This window comes from Curvibacter sp. AEP1-3 (genome assembly GCF_002163715.1).
Taxonomy (GTDB): domain Bacteria; phylum Pseudomonadota; class Gammaproteobacteria; order Burkholderiales; family Burkholderiaceae_C; genus Allorhodoferax.
Genome location: NZ_CP015698.1, coordinates 1,093,127 through 1,112,409, shown reverse-complemented (window position 1 = coordinate 1,112,409; position 19,283 = coordinate 1,093,127). Strand labels below are relative to the sequence as shown.

Sequence of the window (19,283 nt, the reverse complement as noted above, 5' to 3'; positions counted from 1 at the left end):
TCGGGCCGTTGAAGCCTGATTTTAGGCGCACTGGGCATGGCGGTTTCGTGACAAATCCACATCACACTGATGCGCACTCGCATAGCTGGTTTGTCATCTCCATGACAGCGGAGCGGGTAGAATTCTTGTGCGGCGCAGCACCGGCTTTTTACGGTGCAGCGTGCACCCCGAAATTTCGCACGTACTGATGGCCACCACTCCTCCAAAAGAACTCTACATCCTGGGAATCACGCGGCAAGGCAAGACCTTTCGCCCCAGTGACTGGGCAGAGCGTCTGGCCGGTGTGATGAGCCAGTTCCGCCCCGGTGGCGCTACCCGTGGCAGCCACCTCGGCTACTCGCCGTGGTGTGTGCCTACCTCGATCGGGCAGGTGAAGTGCGTCATCGTGCACCCCGACCTGCGGGACTACGACGTCATGGCTTGGGACTTCTGCCTCAACTTCGCCCGTGACAACGAACTGCAGGTCAGTGAGACCCGTCCTGAGGCGCCTGCTGCGCCCGCCGCCCGTCCGGCGGCTTCCGAATAATTTTTTGTCCTGACGACAGAAACAAAAAAGCCGTTCAGATGAACGGCTTTTTTGCTTTTGCTGACAGCGCACCCTAACAAACGGCGAACCTTGTTGCCAAGGTCCGTGCGATTGCCTAAGTGATTAGGCTGCGAGTGCCAAGGCTTTCACCTTGGAAGCCAAACGGCTCTTGTCGCGTGCTGCCTTGTTCTTGTGGAAGATGCCCTTGTCAGCCACGGTGTCCACCACGGCTTGCATCTTGGCAAACAATTCTGCGGCTTTGGTCTTGTCACCGGCCACAACTGCCTTTTCCACGTTCTTCACCGCGGTGCGGTACTTGGAACGCAAAGAAGTGTTTGCTGCGTTGATCTTGATGTCCTGACGGACGCGTTTACGGCCCGACGCCAGGCGCGGGTTCTTTTTCTTGGGTTTACCAGATGCCATGATTAATATTCCTTGTGTTGGAGGATGTTGTCAGCAAAGCCGATGATTATATACCGCGCCGTCCAAGGCGACCAGTGGCTCGGTTTGGGCGGCAGTTCAGGGCCAGTGGATGGCGGCTACACTCCCGCCGGTGAGCCTTATCAAATCAGTTTCTACCGTGTCCCTGTGGACACTGGCCTCCCGGGTGACCGGCCTGGCACGTGAGTTGTTGGTGGCTGCCGCCTTCGGCGCCAGCGCCATGACGGACGCATTCAACGTCGCCTTCCGTATTCCCAACCTGTTTCGCCGCCTGTTTGCTGAAGGGGCTTTCAGCCAGGCCTTCGTGCCGGTGCTGGCAGCCAGCAAAGCGCGTCATGGGGAAGATGCGACCAAGCTATTGGTGGACAAGGTTGCTTCGCTTCTGGCGCTTGCATTGGTGCTTACTTGCATCGTCGGGGTAGCCGCTGCCCCCTTGCTGGTTTGGGCCATGGCCAGTGGCTTGCAAAAAGACCCCGCCGGATACGACGCAGCGGTGTTCATGACGCGCTTCATGTTCCCCTACATCGGCTTCATGTCGCTAGTGGCCTTGTCGTCCGGCGTTCTCAATACCTGGAAGCGCTTCGCGGTTCCCGCCGCAACGCCGGTACTGCTCAATATCAGTTCCATTGCGGCTGCCTGGCTGCTGGTGCCCTGGTTCCGGGAGCAGGGTATTCAACCGATTTACGCGATGGCGGTGGGTGTCATGGTGGGCGGGTTGCTCCAGCTGCTGGTGCAGATTCCGGCCCTGAACCGTATCGGCATGCTGCCGCGCTTCGGGCTCACTTGGGCCGCGTTGCGGGAAGCCGCGGCCGATCCTGAGACCCGACGCATCGGCAAGCTCATGCTGCCGGCCCTGTTGGGGGTGAGCGTGGCCCAGATCTCCTTGCTGATCAACACCCAGATTGCATCCCACTTGCCCACAGGCAGTGTGAGCTGGTTGACCTATGCAGACCGCTTGATGGAGTTCCCCACCGCGATGCTGGGTGTGGCACTGGGCGTGGTGCTGATGCCGCAGCTGGCCGGTGCCCGCGCCAAGGACGATGCCGCCGGCTATTCCGCCTTGCTCGACTGGGGCCTGAGGATCGTGGTGCTGTTGGCTGTGCCATGTTCCATCGGCTTGCTGACGTTTTCCAAGCCCATCGTGTCAGTGCTGTACCACTATGGTGCGTTTTCGGCGACCGATGTGCAGCAAACGACCTGGGCGCTGATGGGTTGGGGCGCTGGCTTGGTGGGCATTGTGGCCATCAAAGTGTTGGCACCCGGCTATTACGCAAGCCAGGACATCAAAACCCCTGTCCGGATTGCCGTGGTGGTGCTCATTGCCACCCAGCTGATGAATCTCGCCCTGGTGCCCATCTTTAAACAGGCCGGCTTGTCTTTGTCCATCAGCTTGGGTGCCATGCTGAATGCAGGTTGGCTGCTGGTAGGCTTGATGCGTCGGGGCAGTTTTCAGCCGCTGGCAGGTTGGGGACGGTTTTTGCTTCAGGTGCTTGCCGCGGCTGCGGTCTTGGTGGTGTACTTGTTGTGGGCCGCAGGTCTGGTGGACTGGGTGGCGCTTCGCGCCCAGCCATGGCTGCGTATCGGCTGGTTGACTTTGTTGATGGGTGGTGCCGGGGTGGTGTATTTCGGCGCCTTGTGGGCAGCGGGTCTGAATGTGCGCCAGTTTTTGCGGCGCTGAACCGGGAGGTGAGCCATGAAGCTGGATATGTCCCTACCTTCTCCGCTGGAGTACTTCGCCAGCCTGGTGCAGGACGACGACGATTTTGCGTTGTTTGAAGCCGCGCTCTCGCTGGCGCAGGATGAATACCCCGATCTCGATATGCAAGCCAGCATGGGCGAAGTGGATCAATTGCTGGCCCGGCTGCGCCGGCGCTTGGCAGACGATGCTTCTGCCCTCCAGCGCGTGCGGGTGCTGAACCAGTTTTTCTTTACCGATCTGGGATTTGCCGGCAACGTCAACAACTATTACGACCCCGACAACAGCTTTGTGCCGGTCATGCTGCGCACCCGCCGGGGCATTCCAATTTCTTTGGCCGTGCTGTGGATGGAGCTGGCCCAGGGCCTGAATCTGGATGCACACGGAGTGAGTTTCCCCGGGCATTTCATGGTGAAGGTCAGCCTGCCTATGGGGCAGGCGGTGATCGACCCCATGTCCGGCCGGTCACTCAGCCGGGAAGAGTTGTCTGAGTTGCTGGAGCCGTACCGTCGTCGTAGCGGGTTGGTGGATGAGTTTGAAGCACCTTTGGGCTTGTACCTGCAATCAGCCACTCCGCGGGATATCGTGGCCCGCATGTTGCGCAACCTCAAGGAAATTTACCGATCCCAGCAAGACTGGCAGCGCTTGTTGGCGGTGCAAGAGCGCTTGGTCGTACTGCTGCCGGAGTCCTGGTCTGAGTACCGGGATCGCGGCTTGGCCCATGCGGAGCTTGGGCATCACCGCGAAGCCTTGGCGGACCTGGAGCTCTATCTGGAGCATGCCGACAAAGTTGTCGATGTGGACCAGGTGGTCGATCAGGTTAAAGCCATCCGGACACAAACCGGTCTTTGAGAGTCCCCGCCTGACGGCAGAGATTTTCAGGCGGCAGGTTGGCGCAGCAGGTATTGCGGCAAGGCTTGGGAGCCCGCTGCTCTCACCGGTGAAGCCGGAGGGTGGTCCTCATTCGCCGGCTTGGGGCTGTGAGCAAAAACGGTCAGGCGGCTGCCGTGCACCATGGACTCCTGGGCAGGCATCAGGCTGGGCGCGCGTGGCGCAGCAATAGTGCGCTTTTCGGCAGGCACCTGCGCTACTTCTTGAGTAAGGGTCGATGGAGCTGCAACCTTGTTCATCGTCCAGTTCAGAATGGGTTCCCACTGCGCAATGTCGGCCGTTTGCAGGGGCTTGTGCGGGTCGAAGATTGTGAAGCCGCTCTCCAAGCTGCGCACATACACCTGGGTTTCACGCAGGACCCCCACAAACTCCACCGCATGTGCCTCAGCCCAGGCACGCAGCGTTTCGGCGCCTTTGGTGCGGGCATCCAGCCGCATGCCCACCACCCCCACACGGCAACGGCCGGAGGCGATGCGGGGCAGGGCACGCAGTTCCTGCAGGCAGGCGCTGGCGGATTCACGGTCGAAGAGGGAGTTGCACACCGGCATCAGCACGGTATCGGTCGACATGATCACCTTGGCGAGTTCAAATCCGTGCATGCCGCCGGGGGTATCCAGCACCACATGGGTGATGCCGGCAGGTGCCTTGAGGGTGTTTTTCTGGTCTACCGCCCAACCCGCAATGGGAGCGAGCTGCGGAGGTCGCCGCTTGAGCCAGGTGCGGGTGGATTGCTGCCGGTCGACATCGCCCAGCATGACGGCAATTTTCTGATTGGAAAGCCACGCGGCCAAATGGGTGGCCATGGTGCTTTTTCCACTGCCACCTTTGCGGTTGATGACTGCAATAACCGGCATACACACTACCCCGGAGCCAACGATGCCTCCAGTTTGAGCCTAAAAAGCCCAAAAGTCCACAGCTGCTGTGCGCGAGCAGCTATAAATTTACTAGCAGATAGAGGATTCGGAGCCGCTGCCGGCGACTCCGGAGGGCGCCAGGATCAGGCGACGACGACTTGTTCGCCTGCGCCTTGGGCTGCAATCACGCCCACGGTGTACACGGTTTCGCCGCTGGCGCGCAGGGTCGCTGCAGTGGCTTCTGCGTTGGCTGCGTCTACCACCACCACCATGCCGATGCCGTTGTTGAAGGTGCGGTTCATCTCGATATCGTCAATACCGGCGGTTTTCTGCAGCCAGGCAAACAACTCGGTCTGGGGCCAGCTGCCCTTGACCAGATGCGCCGCCAAGCCTTCGGGCAGCACACGGGGAATGTTTTCCAGCAGGCCGCCACCGGTGATGTGGGCCAGCGCCTTGATGGGGTGCTTTGCCAACGCAGCCAATACGTTCAGCACATACAAGCGGGTGGGTTCCATGATGGCTTGCTTGAAGGGCTTGCCGTCCAGCGTGGCGGGGACAGTGCCTGCGGCTTCCGCGCGCTCTATGCACTTGCGCACCAGGCTGAATCCGTTGGAGTGCACGCCGGCAGAGGCCAGGCCCAGCACCACGTCGCCGGCTTTCACGTCGGCGCCGGTCAAGATTTTGGATTTTTCAACGGCGCCCACGGCAAAGCCGGCCAGGTCGTATTCACCTGCGGGGTACATGCCGGGCATCTCAGCGGTTTCGCCGCCGATCAGTGCGCAACCGGAGAGCTCACAGCCCTTGGCAATGCCGCCCACGACAGCAGCAGCGGTGTCCACGTCCAGCTTGCCGCAGGCGAAGTAGTCCAGAAAGAACAGAGGCTCAGCGCCTTGCACCAACACGTCGTTCACGCTCATGGCCACCAGGTCGATGCCCACGGTGTCATGCATATTCCACTCAAAGGCCAGTTTCAGCTTGGTGCCTACGCCGTCGGTGCCGCTCACCAGCACGGGTTCTTTGTAGCGCTTGGGCACTTCAAACAAGGCACCGAAACCGCCGATGCCGGCCAGCACGCCTTCGCGCATGGTCTTTTTCGCCAAAGGCTTGATGCGTTCAACCAGCGCGTCACCGGCAACGATATCGACACCGGCGTCTTTGTAAGAAAGGGGAGTGGAAGCAGAAGATTGGGTCATGGGAAGTAGCTTTTGGGGTGGAGCAGAGGCAGACCCCGATAGAATTTGCCTAGATTTTAAGGGTTTGCCCCTTCTCTTTCCCGAATGCAATTCACCCCCACCCAAAAAAGATTCCTCGCCTGGGCCCTCATTGCGCTGTTTGCCGTGCTTGCGCTGTGGCTGCTGGCGCCTGTGTTGGCACCCTTCGCGGTGGCGGCCGTGCTGGCTTATGCGCTCACGCCGGTGGTCGATTGGATTGACGATGTGGGCCTGGGGCGTATCCCCCGCGTAGTGGCGGTGGTGCTCGTCGAGGTGCTGTTCCTGGTCGCGTTGCTGAGTGTGTTGCTTTTGATCGTGCCCATTCTGGCCAAAGAGCTGCCACTCATGCGCGAGCAGTTCCCGGTGTTGCTGGACAGTCTGAACGAAGCCCTCAAACCTTTGCTGGCTCAATGGGGCATCAAGCTCAACCTCGATGTGGCCAGCATCAAGGGCTTTGTCATGAAGTACCTGAACGCCAATGTGGAGGACGCGTTCGGCTCAGTGCTGGCGTCCGTCAAATTGGGCGGCAGCGTCGCGTTTGCGCTTATCGGCAACGCCATCCTGATCCCGGTAGCCTTGTTTTACATGCTGATGGACTGGAGCCGGTTCATGGGCCAGTTGCGCCAGATGGTTCCACCCCGCCTGCGGGCGCCCACGGACAGTTTTCTGCGGGAGTCTGACGAGGTGTTGGGCCAGTACCTGCGCGGCCAGTTACTCGTGATGGTGATTCTGGCTGCGGCCTACAGCATCGGTCTTGCACTCTTCGGCTTGGACCTGGCATTGCCTATCGGCATCTTCACGGGCCTGGCGATTTTTGTGCCTTATCTGGGCTTCGGCGTAGGGCTGGTGCTGGCCTTGTTTGCGGGACTGCTGGAGTTTTCGTCTTCGCATGGCATCGGCTACCCCCTGGTCATGGTGGCCGTGGTGTATGGCCTGGGGCAAGTCGTCGAGAGCTTTTTGCTCACACCGCGCCTGGTGGGTGAGCGCATCGGCTTGCACCCGCTGGCGGTGATTTTTGCCTTGCTGGCATTCGGCCAGCTGTTCGGCTTTGTGGGTGTGCTGGTGGCGTTGCCCGCCAGCGCAGTGCTGCTGGTAGCAATACGCCGCGTCCGTGCGGGTTACCTGTCCAGCCGCTTGTACCTTGGTTGATTTTTGCGTATGAAACAGATCGCGTTGGACATCGGCTTGTCCACCGGCCCCACGGTGGCCAACTTTTTTGCCGGCCCCAACGAAGCAGCCCTCAAGCATCTGGTGCTCTGGATCGGAGATAAAAGCAGCGCCTCCAGCCGCTCGCCGGTGCCTACGTATCTGTGGGGTCCGGAAGGGAGTGGCAAAACCCACTTGCTCAAAGCCGCCCGTGAAGGCCTGCGCGAGCAGGGCGCCCGCGTCGGCTGGCTGGGGCCCAATGATGAGCCCTCGGAGTTCGACGATACCTGGGCCGCTGTGGTGCTGGACGATGTGCATTTGTTCACGGCGGAGCAACAACACGCGGCATTCAACTGGTTTGTGAACGCCCAGACGCACCACAAGCCGGTCTTGGCTGCCGGAGAATTTGCTCCGGTGGAGCTCAAGCTGCGCGATGACTTGCGCACCCGCCTGGGCTGGGGCCATATCTTTGGCTTGCAGCTCCTGAGCGAACCCGAGCGTCGCAGCGTATTGCGGAAAGCGGCTGACGCTCGAGGTGTTTTTCTGGGCGATGAAGTCATGGATTTCATGCTCAACCGGTTCAGCCGCGATCTGGGCAGCCTGATGGAGCTGCTCGACCTGATGGACGGCTACGCCCTGCAGACCCAGCGTGCCATCACCATTCCACTGATCAAATCCATGCTGGAAAACACATGACCGTCAAAAAGATTGCCCTGTTCGACCTGGATCACACCCTGATCCCGCTGGACTCCGACTACGCCTGGGGCGAGTTCACCACCGCGCTGGGTTGGACCGATGCCGAACTCTTCAAGCAGAAGAACCAGGAGTTCTACGAACACTACAAAGCAGGCACGCTCGATATCCACGCGTACATCCGGTTTGCTACTGCAGCAGTCATCCGTGAGGGCGCTACTAAATCGATATCTGCTCACGCAGATTTCATGAGCGCCATCATCCAAAAAGCCATTCAACCCCAAGCCCTGAAGTTGGTGAAGGACCACCAGGCTGCGGGCGACACAGTCATCATCGTGACCGCAACCAACGCCTTTGTGACCCGCCCGATTGCCACTGCATTCGGCGTGGAAGACCTGATAGCTGTGGATCTGGTGAAGGACGAAGCCCCCGGCGGCACCGGCTGGTACACCGGCGAGATTGCCGGCGTACCCTCGTTCCGCGAGGGCAAAGTCACCCGGGTGAACCAGTGGCTGACGGACCGGGGCTGGAGCTGGGAGACGGTGCACACCACCTTTTATTCAGACTCCATCAACGACGTCCCTCTCATGGAAAAAGCCGATGTGGCGGTCGCCACCAACCCAGACCCGCGCTTGCGCACACTGGCCGAGCAGCGTGGATGGCGCATACTCGAGCTCTTCTCCTGACCCCCGGGCAGGACCGCTAGGAACAAGAACTTGATCAAAAAATTTATCGACAAATTGCTGGGTAAGAGCCCCGCAGGTACCAGCAAAAAGCCGCAGTTCGGCAAAAGGGTGGAGATTCCCGTGTCGGTGCACGGCATAGACCCCAGCCTGGTAGACGAGCGCGCCATCAACGTAGTGCGCACGCTCAAACAGGCCGGTTTTGAGGCCTATGTGGTGGGTGGTGCGGTGCGTGACCTGCTGGTCGGTTTGCGCCCCAAAGATTTTGATGTGGCGACCAACGCCACCCCCGAGCAGGTCAAGGGCCTGTTCCGCCGTGCATTCATCATCGGGCGGCGATTCCGCATCGTGCACGTGGTGTACGGCCGCGGGCGCGAACATGAGGTGATTGAAGTTTCGACCTTCCGCGCGTATCTGGATAACGCCGCCGCTGAGCAAGTGGCCGGGAATGAGCGCACCAGCAAGAGCGAACTGGCCGGCATGAAGCACGCGGTAGACAGCACCGGCCGCGTCTTGCGCGACAACGTATGGGGCCCCCAGGAAGAAGACGCGGTGCGCCGTGACTTCACCATCAACGCCATGTACTACGACCCCGAAACCCAGATCGTGGTCGACTATCACAATGGCCTGAAGGACTCCAAGAGCCGCACCCTTCGCATGATCGGCGACGCCGCCACCCGCTACCGCGAAGACCCGGTGCGCATCATCCGCGCCGTACGTTTTGCCGCCAAGCTGAGCCCTCTGGGTTTCAAGCTGGAGCCCAAAACTGCAGGCCCCCTGGTCAAGAGCCAGAAGCTCTTGAACGACGTGCCGCAGAGCCGCTTGTTCGACGAAATGCTCAAACTGCTGCAAACCGGCCACGCGTTGGCCTCCATCGAGCAGCTCAAGGTCTTGGGTTTGGCGACCGGCATCTACCCGCTGTTGGATGTGGTGGTCGAGCGGGGCGAGCAGCCTTTTGTGGCCGCAGCCCTCAAAGATACCGACCGTCGCGTGGGCGAGGGCAAGCCGGTGGCGCCGAGTTTCCTGCTGGCCTGTGTGTTGTGGGCCGATGTGCGCGACGGTTGGGCCCAGCGCCTCAAGAGCGGTCAGCACAGCCATCCGGCTTTGCAGGACGCAATTGAAGACGTCTTCAATGCCCGCATCGGGGACGTGTCCGGCCGCGGCAAGTTGGCCGGCGACATGCGCGAGATCTGGCTGATGCAACCCCGCTTTGACAAGCGTGTGGGCAGCACACCTTTTGGCATGGTGGAGCAACCCCGCTTCCGCGCCTCCTTCGACTTCATGCGCTTGCGTGCAGATGCGGGGGAGATTGACGAAACCCTGGCCGACTGGTGGCAAGAGTTCAGCATGGCCAGTGACGAAGTGCGCCAGGACATGGTGGACCAGGTGCGCGCGGAACAACAGCAACAGCGCAAGCAGGCTCCCAAAGGCCCGCGTGCGGCCAAGCCGGCGCGTGACCCGCGGCCGATCCCGACTGGCAGCCAGTCCGGTGACGAGTCATCCGAGCCGGAGTTTCCGGAATCTGCTGCTGACTCGACCGGGGATGCGCCGCGCAAGCGTCGCCGCCGTCGCCGCGGTGGCGCTGCCCGTGGCGCGGGTGAGGGCGGATCAGCCCCCTCGGCCGAGTAAGCCATGATCCTGCGCGATCCGGTCCGCGCCTACATCGGCCTGGGAGCCAATCTGGGTGACCCCATGGTTGCTTTGCGCACCGCGCTGGAAGAGCTGGAGCGGCTACCCGCCAGCCGTCTGGTGCGTGCCTCCGGTTTCTACGGAAGCAAGCCGGTGGACTCCACCGGGCCGGACTATGTGAACGCGGTGGCTGAGATTAGCACCTGCCTGAGCGCGCCGGACCTTTTGTCTGCGTTGCAACAGCAAGAATTGCAGGCCGGGCGTGAGCGCCCCTACCGCAATGCCCCGCGAACCCTGGACCTGGATATCTTGCTCTACGGTAGTGCACGCATAGTCAGTCCTGCACTGACCGTTCCCCACCCCCGCATGAGGGAACGTGCCTTTGTGTTGATGCCTTTGGCCGAGCTCGATCCCGAACGGGTTACGCCCGCCGAACTGGACGCCGTGCGCGACCAGGGCATCTGGAGGTTGGCAGGGTAAATCCGGTCTTTTCTCCATTCTGTAACCGGGTACGGCGTGTTTAAATTACAGAATAATTAAAGGAGATTGGAATGCAGTTCAACCGGATGCGGCTGGCCACCAAGCTGTGGTCTGCCATGGTGCTGATGGTGGTGTCGTTGGGAATCATCATCGCGCTGACCGCCTGGCAATCCCGCAAGTCCCGCGAGGCTTATGGCGCGCTGAATACCGCCTTGGCGACCCAAATCAAGCAAGCCAATCAATGGGCCGCCCTCGAAGACGTGAACGCCACCCGGGCTTATGCGGTGGTCGTGTCCATAGACCCCGGTGTGGCCAATGCGTTCAAGGACGAAATCGCAGCCAGCAATAGCCGGATTGAAGAATTTCAAAAACTGATCGAATCCGCCAGCCCGACAGAGCAGGACCGGCAACAAATCACCAAGATCACGGACCTGCGCAAAAAGCTGCAAGACCTGACCAGCCAGACCGCGCTGCTCAAAGTCACCAAGCCCGGGGACATGCCGGCCTTTGTGGAAACGCAATACCGACCCGCTGTGCAGGCATTGCAACGGGCCCATGCCGAGTTTGTAGCCATGCAGGACACCGAAAGCGAACAGACTCGCCAGACCTTTGAAGCAGAGGGGCGCAAGCTCATCATGCTGTCCACCAGTGGGCTGGTGCTGGTGATTTGCGGCATTCTGGTGGGGGCTGCATTTTTGATTCGCTCCATCAAGCGCCCTTTGGTCCAGGCCAACCAGCTGGCATCCCGGATCGCCGAAGGTGACCTGACCAGTGTGGTGGACGAGTCCCGATCTGACGAATTCGGCGACCTGATGCGCTCCTTGGGCGCCATGAACCGCGCCTTGTCCCTCATGGTCGCGCAGGTCCGGCAAAGCACCGACAGCATTGCGACCGCCAGCACGGAGATCGCCACCGGCAATAACGATCTGGCCCACCGTACCGAGGAAACCTCCAGCAATCTTGCCTCCACGGCATCGAGCATGGACAGCCTCACCCAAGCGGTGCGACTGAGTTCTGAGAACGCCCATCAGGCGGGTACTCTGGCGGCCAATGCGTCCAGCGTGGCCCAGCGCGGTGGCGAGGTAGTGACACAGGTGGTGCGGACCATGCAGGAGATTGACGCCAGCAGCAAAAAGATTGCCGACATCATCAGCGTCATTGATGGCATTGCCTTCCAGACCAACATCCTCGCCTTGAATGCAGCGGTGGAAGCCGCCCGCGCCGGCGAGCAGGGCCGGGGCTTTGCGGTGGTGGCGTCTGAAGTGCGCTCGCTGGCTGGCCGCAGTGCGGAGGCCGCCAAAGAAATCAAGGCGCTCATAGGCACCTCGGTCGACAAGGTGGAGTCCGGCACCCAGCTGGTCACCAATGCGGGATCTACGATGCAAGAGATTGTGCAAAGCGTGCGCCGCGTGGTGGATGTGATCAACGAAATCACTGCCGCTTCCAGTGAACAAAGTGGCGGCATTGCCGATGTGAACCACGCCATTTCCAATCTCGACCAGATGACCCAGCAGAATGCGGCCTTGGTCGAAGAGAGCGCCGCCGCAGCGGAAAGCCTGCGCGATCAGGCCGCACAGCTGGCGCAAGCAGTCTCGGTGTTCAAGGTGGATGCGTCGGCATCTGCAGCGCGCCAGTTGCAGGGGCATCAAGCGCCGTTGATGTTGCGCTGAGCGGAGTTTCGGGTGGTTTTCGTGACCCGTTGACCCATAAAAAAAGCGCTGCCTGGCAGCGCTTTTTTGTTGGCGGATGAAGAAGCTTCAGGCGACTTCAGCGATCAGCTCGATTTCCACGCAGGCACCCATGGGGATCTGCGCCACGCCGAAGGCGCTGCGGGCATGGGCGCCCACCTGGGGGCCGAAGACCTGGCCAAACAATTCGCTCGCGCCGTTGGTCACCAGGTGTTGTTCGGTGAAGTCGCCGGCGGAGTTCACCAGTGACATGACCTTCACGATGCGCTTGACTTTGTTGAGGTCACCCACGGCCGCGTGCAGTGTGCCCAGCAGGTCGATGGCGATGGCGCGGGCCGCTGCCTTGCCTTCTTCGGTGCTGATGTTTTTACCCAGCTGGCCGGCCCAGACAGCGCCATCTTTTTTGGCGATGTGGCCACTCAAAAACACCAGGTTGCCGGTCTGTACAAAAGGCACGTAGGCTGCAGCAGGGATGGCCACAGGGGGCAGGGTGATCTGGAGTTCAGCGAGTTTGTCGTAAATGCTCATGGCGTTTATCTCAAAAGTTTATAGATGAAAAGTGCTGCTGGCGCGCATGGAATGTGCGCAAGTAGCTATGAAAATAATAGCAAATGGCCGCTCGCCCGGACTCAGCCCGATTGGGACTGAGATTGGCTTTGCGTTGCCACAGGGGCGGCTTCCATCCGCACCGGTGCGTCATTATGGTCAGGCACCGGCGCGACCTGTGCCTCCATGCCGATTTCTTCCACTGTTACGCCCACGGTTAAGGTATGCCGCGAGCCTCCGTGGATCACACCCCGCAGGGGGGAGACATCGCCAAAATCCCTGCCGGTCGCCACCGTCACGTAGTCCACACCAGGCGCGTGCCAACCCCAGCGATTGTTGGTGGGGTCAAAGTCGACCCAGCGCTCGCCCTCCGGCAAGTCGGGTACATAAATGCTGACCCAGGCGTGCGAAGCATCGCTCCCGATCAGCTTGACCTGGCCCGGTGGCGGACGGGTCAGCAGGTAGCCACTGACATAACGTGCGGGCAAGCCCATGCTGCGCCAGCAGGCCAGCATGATGTGGGCAAAGTCCTGGCACACGCCCTTGCGTTGTTCCAGCGCCTGCAGGGCCGGGGTGTTGATCTGGGTGCTGTTGGTCTCGTAGGTGAAGTCGGTGTGAATCCGCTCCATCAAATCGCGGGCTACGCTCAGCCCATCGGCGCCCGCCACAAAGCTGGGGCGCGCATAGCCTGCGAACTCCAGCTGACGGGGCACAAAGGCGCTGGCAAACACAAATTCGGCGGCAGGCTCGTAAACGGTGCCGGCCTGGTAGCGTAAGCGGTCGCGCAGGGTTTCCCACGGCAGGCTGCTAGCCGGCTTTTCGGCCTCGCGGGTGGATACCAGGCTGCAGGCCCGTACCTGCAAAATGCCATGGGGCACCTGGAGGGAAAAGAAGCAGCGGTGGTTGCCGAACACATCGGGTGCGCTGCGCTGCTGGGCGGGTTGCGGGTTGATCAGCAGGCTGTGGCTCAGCACGTTCTGGCTGCCGTGGGCGCGGGGCTCCAGGTAGGCCACATGCTGGGCGGTTTCTACGGCGGGCTGGTAGTCGTACCGCGTTTCGTGGGTCACTTGCAGCAGCATCAGGTGCCTACGCTTTGCTTGGTTTCCCCGGAGTGGGTGAAATAGGTGGTGCTGATGTCTTCGGACACCGTGTACGCCGCAGTGCACAGCGACGCGAGCAGGCTGCGCAGCGGCTGCATCACCGGCTCGCCGGCAGGGCTTTCGCACAGGGCAGCCAGATCCCAGCTGTCGGGGGCAGGCACTTGCAGGCTCATGGGGCTTAGCTCGTTGGCCGGGCTCAGGGCCAGTTTCGCCAGGCGACCGCGCAGGGTGTGTGCTACCCAAGCCAGGGAGCGGGGGTTGTCGCGGTCCAGCACCAGCAGGTCTATTAGCGCAGCGACATCGCGGCTTTGCTGGTACTGGGCGTGGAAGGTAATGGTGCTGTCGAACAGGCCCAGCAAGGCTTCAAATCCGCCATCGGTGTCCACTGCGCCCGTGTCAAAGGACTGGTCCAGCGCAGTAGCCAAAAAGTTCAGCCGCTCTACGTGGCGGCCAATGCTGAGCAGGCGCCAGCCATCGTCGCGGGTCATGCGATCGGTTTGGGCACCGGTAATCGCGGCCAGGTGGTCACTGGCGTCTTTGAGGATGCGCAGAGCCTGGTTGGGCGCGTAGTCACCCTGGGCGGCCAACTGGGCACAGCGCTGGAACATCTCTTCTTCTGCCCGGACGATGGTGCTCCAGTGTTCTTGTGACAGGCGCTCGCGCACGGTAGCGGCTGCCATCTTCAGGGCCCGCATGTTGTAGCCCACGCTGGTGGCCCCGTCAGGCGAAGCCAGGCTGGCGATGATGGAGCGCTCGAAGACCCGTCGCGCCTGCACAGCGGATGGCACGCCGGGGAGCACCAGGGTGTTGATCTGGGCCAGCTGCGTGAGCCACTGCAGCAAAGGCGCGCTGGACTGTTCTTCACCGCCCAGGTACTCCAGCGCCAAGCGGGCCAGTCGGATGGTGTTGTCAGCGCGCTCGGTGTAGCGGCCCAGCCAGTAAAGGTTTTCTGCGGCACGGCTGGTGACCAAGCGTTTGCGTTGGGCCAGCACGGCCGGTGTCAGTGTGGTGGGCAGCAGGGTGGTGGTGTCCACTTCGCCACGGGTGAGGGCCCAGACGTCAGCGCTGCTGCCGCCGCGCTGCATGGAGGCGATGTCCGCGCTGGCACCTGCTACGCGTGCCAGGCCGCCGGGGAGCACCTGCCACTTAGGTTGTCCGGCAGCGTCACGCCCGTCGGATACGGCGAACACCCGCAACATGACGGAGCGGGCTTCCATGGCAGCGTTGCCCTTGCCGTCCGCATCGCTGCGCCACGTGGGCATTTGCGACAGGGGCATATAGGCTTGCACCGTGTGCTCTTCACTCTGACGCACGATGCGTCCGGCCAAGCGGTCCAGGGCGCTTTGTTGCATGGTGTGGCCCAGCACCGCCTCAAAGCTGGGGTGGATGCTGGAGCCGGGATAGGTGGGTTTGATAGTGCGCTCGCCGAGCAGCGGCAGCGCTGCTTCCATGGCACTGCGCTCACCGCACCACCAGGTCGGCAGGGCCGGCAGACTCAAACTTTCGCCCAGCAAAGCCTGGGCAATGGCCGGCAGAAAGCCCAGTAAAGCGGGCGACTCCAGAAACGCCGAACCCGGAGTGTTGGCCACCAGCACGTTGCCGGCGCGGATGGCTTGCAACAAGCCGGGCACGCCCAGCGTGGAGTCCGGCCGCAGCTCCAGCGGGTCCAGGTACTGGTCATCCACCCGCTTGAGCAGCCCGTGTACCGGCACCAGGCCTCGCAGGGTCTTAAGGAACAGGCGCTCATCACGCACGATGAGGTCGCTGCCCTCTACCAGCGTGAGGCCGAGGTAGCGCGCGAGGTAAGCGTGCTCGAAATAGGTTTCGTTGTACGGGCCGGGCGTGAGCAGGGCAATGTGCGCCTGGGCACCGGCCGGGCTGGCTGTTTTGAGGCTGTCCATCAGCGCCCGGTAGGTACTGGCCAGGCGCTGCACCTTGAGAGCCTGAAATGCTTGTGGAAACTGCCGGGACACCGCCAGCCGGTTTTCCAGCAGGTAGCCCAAGCCGCTGGGTGCCTGGCAGCGCTGGCCGACCACCCACCAGTTGCCATCCGGCCCACGGGCCAGGTCAAAGGCGGCCACATGCAGGTGTACGCCCCCCACCGGTTGCACGCCCGCCATGGGGCGCAGGTAGCCGGGGTGACCCTGCACCAAGGCAGGCGGAAGCAGGCCGCGGCGCAACAGATCCTGGGGACCGTAAACATCCGCCATGACGGCGTCCAGCAAGCGCATGCGCTGCTGCACGCCCGCTTCGATGTGGGCCCAATCTGGGGCGTCCACAATCAGCGGGAACAGGTCCAGCGACCAGGGGCGCTGCGGCCCTTCCGCATCGGCATACACGTTGTAGGTGACGCCGTTGTCACGGATTTGTCGCTGGAGGCTGGCAACATGCTGTTCGAGGGCCGCTTCGCTGCCGCCTTCCATGTTGTTAAAAAATTGGCGCCAAACGCCCGTCAGATATGCGTCGGCAGCTTCGGAATTGATAGCGCCCCGCAACTCGTCAAAGTGGCCGCTGGCTGCAGCGCAGGCGCGCGCGTAGCGCAGCACATCTGCGGCAGCTTCTTCCGGGCGGTCAGGGGGGGATTCGTCGGCTTGTGTCACTGAATGAGAGTATGCCAGCCCGAGCACGGGCTGTATGTGCGCAAGCAACCGCCGTGCCGGTAATACTAGAGGCCTCTCCGCACTGAAGGCCGGCACCATGTCCCCCACGCAGCATTTTTATGAACCCCGGCTGGGTCACGGCCTGGCGCACGACCCCTTTAACGCGATCGTGGGTCCCCGCCCCATAGGCTGGATTTCCACCCGAAACGCCCAAGGCGCGCTCAACCTTGCGCCATACAGCTTTTTCAACGCCTTTAATTACGTGCCGCCCATCGTGGGCTTTTCCAGCATCGGATACAAGGACACGGCGCGCAATGTGGAGGCGACCGGCGAGTTTGTCTGGAATCTGGTGACCCGGCCTCTGGCCGAAGCCATGAACCAGACCTGCGCTGCGGTGGGGCCGGAAGTTGATGAGTTTGCCTTGGCCGGCCTGACGCCGGTGGCTTCCAGGCTGGTGGCTCCGCCCCGGGTGCTGGAGAGCCCTGTCAGTTTCGAATGCCGTTGCACCCAGATCGTGCAATTGCAGACGGCAGCGGGTTCCACGGTGTCCAGTTGGTTGGTACTGGGCGAAGTTGTCGGGGTGCATATTGACACCTCTTTGCTGGTGAACGGTGTGTATGACACCGCTGCTGCCGGCCATGTGCTGCGCGGTGGCGGGCCGGGTGACTACTTCACCATCGGGCCTGAGCAACTGTTCCGGCTATTCCGCCCCCAATAAAAAAAGCCACCGGCAGCGGCTACTGCGGTGGCTTTTGCGTGGGGCTTGCGCCCCATGGTCATCAGGCCTTCTTGGCGTAGGCGCTGCACCAGCCTTTGCCGGCCACTTGTTTGCCGGCAAACAGGGGGCAGCCGCCGGCGGCGTCTGCAGCTTTGCCTTGGTAGAGCGCGCAGTTGGAACATGCCTGGCCTGCGGCATATTTGGGGAACTTGGTCTTGTCCACCTTGGTGGCATCTGCCTTGTAGCCCAATGCACCCGCTTGTGGGTCTTTTTCGTCGACCATGGGGGCGGCTGCGTGTACCTGGCTTGCCAGCAGCGCAGTGCTGCCGAGCGCGACTTGAAGCATGAATGTGCGACGTTGTGTCATGGCTTGGTTTCCTAAGGTGAAAATCGAGCCCGCAGGATAGCGGGTTTGGTGTGCATTGTTATGAAAAGACCGCCGGAGCCCCTTGATCCTGATCAATACCCGGCTAAAGCACTCCAGTGTTGTGCCGGCCGGGTCACCGCTTAGCCCAAGGGCAGCGCGTCCAGCGTGGCGTAACAGCTCTTGAGCCAGGTTTTGACCCGCTGCCGCTCCAGCATGCCCAGCGCATCGTCACCGTCTTTGCGGTTGACCGCTGCCCAGAAGCTGGCGTTCTGGCGGTCGATTTTGCGCATGCTGGCTTCATGCAATTGGGGTAGGCTGATGACGTGACCGCCCAGTGCCACGGCTTTCTTGAGCGCAGCAGAGTCTTCGAGCTGCGAGAAGTCGCTGCCCCGGCCCAGGTTTTTCACCACGATGTAGTTGGGGCCTGCGCCATAAGTGGCCACCAAGCGGTCCAGCAAGTCCACCGAGTCTTTGCCCGCATCGGCCACATGCCAGAAGTTCACGGTGATGCCCAAGCTGGCCATCAGCGAGACAAGGTCGGAGTCCTTCACCCAACGGGCCAGCGGCGCGGCGGTCTGGGCTGCCAGATCGACGATTACGTTGGGAAGAGGGCCTTCTGCAGGCTCTTCCTCAAACACCGCAGCAATCAGGTCCAGGCCCTCGTAGGTGTCCACCACCACGGGGGAGGCGTAGTCGGCATAAAAGCGGGTAAAAGAGGTGTGCGAGCGATCGGTGTCAAAGCCGGTAAATGCGCGTCCCTTGTCAATGAAGTGCTGGGCCAGCAGGCGGGCAACCACTGATTTGCCGACGCCGCCTTTTTCGCCACCGATGAAGTTGATAGAGGGCATAAATATCCTGTTTGAGTTGAAAAGAAGAAAGGCTTCAGGCCGCATTGCGCCCTGACAGACGTTGCACCAGCCAGCGCGAAAGGCGCGGGCCCAGCAGCAACACCATGAAAAAACGGACCATCTGCATGGCCATCACAAAACCCGCATCCACGGCGCTGCCCACAGCAATTACGGCCACCGAGTCCGCACCGCCGGGGCTGGTGGCCAGGTAGGCAGTGAGGGGGGCTACGTCCGCAAAAAACATGAGGCTGCTGGCAATCACCAATCCGAGAACGATCAGCGCAGCGATGGCGACCAGCACCCGCGGTAACACCCGCCAGGCGTGCTCCAGAATCGCGCGGTTGAAGCGCAGACCTATGCCCCACCCCAGCGCGGCATACGCCAGCGCCAGCAGGGGACCCGGCAGCTCCAGCTTCCAGGGGCTGAGGTTGTCCATCGCCAGTCCCAGCATCATGGGGATTAACAAAGGGCCCCCGGGGAAGGTGAGGGTGCGGCCCAACCAAGCGGCGGCGAGCACCAGCGCGAGGGTCAGGCCGGCATGCACCGGGTTCTGGATGTGCAGCCAATGGGCCAGCTGGACATCCCAACCGGGTGCGACGTGTTCGGGGGAGGCCGCAACGCCTGTTGCAAAGTGAGCCACCAGCGAAGCAATCGCGGTGACCAGGGCGACCCGCAGGTACTGCATGAATGCCACCAGCCGGGTGTCTGCACCGAAATCGCCCGCCACGAGCACCATGGCAGAGGCCGCGCCCGGTGCCAGGCCCCAGATGGCGGTGCTGCCCGGCAGCAAACCGCTGCGCATCAGCCAGTAACCCAGCAGCGCACTGGCCGCCATGACGGAAAACGCAATCCCCAGAAACAGCGGCCATTCGCCGGCCACGCGATGCAGCACCTCGAAATGCAGGCTGCGGGCCATCAGGCAGGCGATCACCGACTGGCCAATGGCAAACAAAGGGGCTGGCACCTGCACGTCCATGTCCTGCGTGGCAAGCAGGACGGCAGCCAGCATGCAACCCAGCAACATGCCCGCAGGCACGCCCATGAGCAAAAAGGCTGCACTGGCCAAGGCACTGCCGAGCAGTAGCGCAGGCCCGTGCAGCCGGGGCTGCAGGCGGAGGAAAGACATTCGCATCTGCTGGATTAGATGCGAACCGTATGACGCTTCA

At 61.8% G+C, this 19,283-nt stretch carries 19 protein-coding genes; 10 read left to right on the top strand and 9 right to left on the bottom strand.

Annotated features, from left to right (window positions below; translation table 11 throughout):
• Window positions 1–187: 187 nt before the first annotated feature.
• Complete coding sequence (locus tag AEP_RS05245) at window positions 188–526, top strand: DUF3579 domain-containing protein (RefSeq protein WP_087494413.1); 339 nt, start codon at window positions 188–190, stop codon at window positions 524–526.
• 123 nt (window positions 527–649) lie between these two features.
• Here AEP_RS05245 and rpsT read toward each other — a convergent pair whose 3' ends face one another.
• The gene (rpsT, locus tag AEP_RS05240) at window positions 650–949 is read right to left on the bottom strand and encodes a 30S ribosomal protein S20 (protein ID WP_087494412.1); all 300 of its coding nucleotides are present in this window, start codon (window positions 947–949) and stop codon (window positions 650–652) included.
• Window positions 950–1,079: 130 nt separating this feature from the next.
• On the opposite strand from rpsT, the gene murJ reads away from it, so the two are divergent.
• A complete protein-coding gene (gene murJ, locus AEP_RS05235) occupies window positions 1,080–2,645 on the top strand; it encodes a murein biosynthesis integral membrane protein MurJ (RefSeq protein WP_087497193.1) in 1,566 nt (521 codons plus the stop codon).
• Between the two features lie 15 nt (window positions 2,646–2,660).
• On the top strand, window positions 2,661–3,515 hold the full coding sequence (locus tag AEP_RS05230; protein WP_087494411.1) for a SirB1 family protein: 855 nt from the start codon (window positions 2,661–2,663) through the stop codon (window positions 3,513–3,515).
• A 26-nt stretch (window positions 3,516–3,541) separates the two neighbouring features.
• Here the strand turns inward: AEP_RS05230 and AEP_RS05225 are convergent, their stop codons facing one another.
• Both AEP_RS05225 and purM read right to left on the bottom strand, forming a co-directional pair.
• Window positions 3,542–4,408 carry a ParA family protein gene (locus tag AEP_RS05225; protein ID WP_087494410.1) on the bottom strand — a complete coding sequence of 289 codons (867 nt, stop codon included), beginning with the start codon at window positions 4,406–4,408 and terminating at the stop codon, window positions 3,542–3,544.
• A 143-nt stretch (window positions 4,409–4,551) separates the two neighbouring features.
• On the bottom strand, window positions 4,552–5,601 hold the full coding sequence (gene purM, locus AEP_RS05220) for a phosphoribosylformylglycinamidine cyclo-ligase (protein WP_087494409.1): 1,050 nt from the start codon (window positions 5,599–5,601) through the stop codon (window positions 4,552–4,554).
• Window positions 5,602–5,685: 84 nt separating this feature from the next.
• On the opposite strand from purM, the gene AEP_RS05215 reads away from it, so the two are divergent.
• The 6 genes from AEP_RS05215 (at window position 5,686) to AEP_RS21270 (ending at window position 11,920) form a co-directional block, all read left to right on the top strand.
• Window positions 5,686–6,768 carry an AI-2E family transporter gene (locus tag AEP_RS05215; protein WP_087494408.1) on the top strand — a complete coding sequence of 361 codons (1,083 nt, stop codon included), beginning with the start codon at window positions 5,686–5,688 and terminating at the stop codon, window positions 6,766–6,768.
• Window positions 6,769–6,777: 9 nt separating this feature from the next.
• The gene (gene hda, locus AEP_RS05210; RefSeq protein ID WP_087494407.1) at window positions 6,778–7,461 is read left to right on the top strand and encodes a DnaA regulatory inactivator Hda; all 684 of its coding nucleotides are present in this window, start codon (window positions 6,778–6,780) and stop codon (window positions 7,459–7,461) included.
• Window positions 7,458–8,144, top strand: coding sequence for an HAD family hydrolase (locus AEP_RS05205; RefSeq protein ID WP_087494406.1), 687 nt, complete (start codon window positions 7,458–7,460; stop codon window positions 8,142–8,144). The genes hda and AEP_RS05205 overlap by 4 nt, the downstream gene beginning before the upstream one ends.
• Window positions 8,145–8,174: 30 nt before the next feature.
• Window positions 8,175–9,770, top strand: a complete 1,596-nt coding sequence (gene pcnB / locus AEP_RS05200; protein WP_087494405.1) for a polynucleotide adenylyltransferase PcnB — start codon at window positions 8,175–8,177, stop codon at window positions 9,768–9,770.
• Between the two features lie 3 nt (window positions 9,771–9,773).
• Window positions 9,774–10,250: a 2-amino-4-hydroxy-6-hydroxymethyldihydropteridine diphosphokinase gene (folK, locus tag AEP_RS05195; protein WP_087494404.1), complete on the top strand. Its 477-nt coding sequence runs from the start codon at window positions 9,774–9,776 to the stop codon at window positions 10,248–10,250.
• Between the two features lie 71 nt (window positions 10,251–10,321).
• Complete coding sequence (locus tag AEP_RS21270; RefSeq protein WP_087494403.1) at window positions 10,322–11,920, top strand: methyl-accepting chemotaxis protein; 1,599 nt, start codon at window positions 10,322–10,324, stop codon at window positions 11,918–11,920.
• An 87-nt stretch (window positions 11,921–12,007) separates the two neighbouring features.
• Here the strand turns inward: AEP_RS21270 and AEP_RS05185 are convergent, their stop codons facing one another.
• The 3 genes from AEP_RS05185 to AEP_RS05175 form a co-directional block, all read right to left on the bottom strand.
• The gene (locus tag AEP_RS05185) at window positions 12,008–12,466 is read right to left on the bottom strand and encodes a RidA family protein (RefSeq protein ID WP_087494402.1); all 459 of its coding nucleotides are present in this window, start codon (window positions 12,464–12,466) and stop codon (window positions 12,008–12,010) included.
• 101 nt (window positions 12,467–12,567) lie between these two features.
• The gene (locus AEP_RS05180) at window positions 12,568–13,563 is read right to left on the bottom strand and encodes a transglutaminase family protein (protein WP_087494401.1); all 996 of its coding nucleotides are present in this window, start codon (window positions 13,561–13,563) and stop codon (window positions 12,568–12,570) included.
• On the bottom strand, window positions 13,563–16,184 hold the full coding sequence (locus AEP_RS05175) for a circularly permuted type 2 ATP-grasp protein (protein WP_232459932.1): 2,622 nt from the start codon (window positions 16,182–16,184) through the stop codon (window positions 13,563–13,565). The genes AEP_RS05180 and AEP_RS05175 overlap by 1 nt, the downstream gene beginning before the upstream one ends.
• Window positions 16,185–16,281: 97 nt before the next feature.
• On the opposite strand from AEP_RS05175, the gene AEP_RS05170 reads away from it, so the two are divergent.
• Entirely contained in the window at window positions 16,282–16,902 is a 621-nt protein-coding gene (locus AEP_RS05170; protein WP_087494399.1) for a flavin reductase family protein, read from the top strand.
• 61 nt (window positions 16,903–16,963) lie between these two features.
• Here the strand turns inward: AEP_RS05170 and AEP_RS05165 are convergent, their stop codons facing one another.
• The 3 genes from AEP_RS05165 to AEP_RS05155 form a co-directional block, all read right to left on the bottom strand.
• Window positions 16,964–17,269: a high-potential iron-sulfur protein gene (locus tag AEP_RS05165; protein ID WP_087494398.1), complete on the bottom strand. Its 306-nt coding sequence runs from the start codon at window positions 17,267–17,269 to the stop codon at window positions 16,964–16,966.
• Between the two features lie 140 nt (window positions 17,270–17,409).
• Window positions 17,410–18,117, bottom strand: a complete 708-nt coding sequence (locus AEP_RS05160) for a mobilization protein (RefSeq protein WP_087494397.1) — start codon at window positions 18,115–18,117, stop codon at window positions 17,410–17,412.
• Window positions 18,118–18,151: 34 nt separating this feature from the next.
• Window positions 18,152–19,243 carry an AbrB family transcriptional regulator gene (locus tag AEP_RS05155; RefSeq protein ID WP_232459931.1) on the bottom strand — a complete coding sequence of 364 codons (1,092 nt, stop codon included), beginning with the start codon at window positions 19,241–19,243 and terminating at the stop codon, window positions 18,152–18,154.
• Between the last annotated feature and the right edge of the window lie 40 nt (window positions 19,244–19,283).

Excerpts from the sequence above, each read along its gene's own strand:
- AEP_RS05185 (WP_087494402.1), bottom strand. The coding sequence starts at position 12,466 with ATGAGCATTTACGACAAACTCGCTGAACTCCAGATCACCCTGCCCCCT.
- AEP_RS05180 (WP_087494401.1), bottom strand. The coding sequence starts at position 13,563 with ATGCTGCTGCAAGTGACCCACGAAACGCGGTACGACTACCAGCCCGCC.
- AEP_RS05170 (WP_087494399.1), top strand. The coding sequence starts at position 16,282 with ATGTCCCCCACGCAGCATTTTTATGAACCCCGGCTGGGTCACGGCCTG.
- hda (WP_087494407.1), top strand. The coding sequence starts at position 6,778 with ATGAAACAGATCGCGTTGGACATCGGCTTGTCCACCGGCCCCACGGTG.
- AEP_RS05205 (WP_087494406.1), top strand. The coding sequence starts at position 7,458 with ATGACCGTCAAAAAGATTGCCCTGTTCGACCTGGATCACACCCTGATC.
- AEP_RS05225 (WP_087494410.1), bottom strand. The coding sequence starts at position 4,408 with ATGCCGGTTATTGCAGTCATCAACCGCAAAGGTGGCAGTGGAAAAAGC.
- AEP_RS05155 (WP_232459931.1), bottom strand. The coding sequence starts at position 19,243 with ATGTCTTTCCTCCGCCTGCAGCCCCGGCTGCACGGGCCTGCGCTACTG.
- AEP_RS21270 (WP_087494403.1), top strand. The coding sequence starts at position 10,322 with ATGCAGTTCAACCGGATGCGGCTGGCCACCAAGCTGTGGTCTGCCATG.
- AEP_RS05165 (WP_087494398.1), bottom strand. The coding sequence starts at position 17,269 with ATGACACAACGTCGCACATTCATGCTTCAAGTCGCGCTCGGCAGCACT.
- AEP_RS05230 (WP_087494411.1), top strand. The coding sequence starts at position 2,661 with ATGAAGCTGGATATGTCCCTACCTTCTCCGCTGGAGTACTTCGCCAGC.
- purM (WP_087494409.1), bottom strand. The coding sequence starts at position 5,601 with ATGACCCAATCTTCTGCTTCCACTCCCCTTTCTTACAAAGACGCCGGT.
- folK (WP_087494404.1), top strand. The coding sequence starts at position 9,774 with ATGATCCTGCGCGATCCGGTCCGCGCCTACATCGGCCTGGGAGCCAAT.
- AEP_RS05215 (WP_087494408.1), top strand. The coding sequence starts at position 5,686 with ATGCAATTCACCCCCACCCAAAAAAGATTCCTCGCCTGGGCCCTCATT.
- AEP_RS05245 (WP_087494413.1), top strand. The coding sequence starts at position 188 with ATGGCCACCACTCCTCCAAAAGAACTCTACATCCTGGGAATCACGCGG.
- AEP_RS05160 (WP_087494397.1), bottom strand. The coding sequence starts at position 18,117 with ATGCCCTCTATCAACTTCATCGGTGGCGAAAAAGGCGGCGTCGGCAAA.
- rpsT (WP_087494412.1), bottom strand. The coding sequence starts at position 949 with ATGGCATCTGGTAAACCCAAGAAAAAGAACCCGCGCCTGGCGTCGGGC.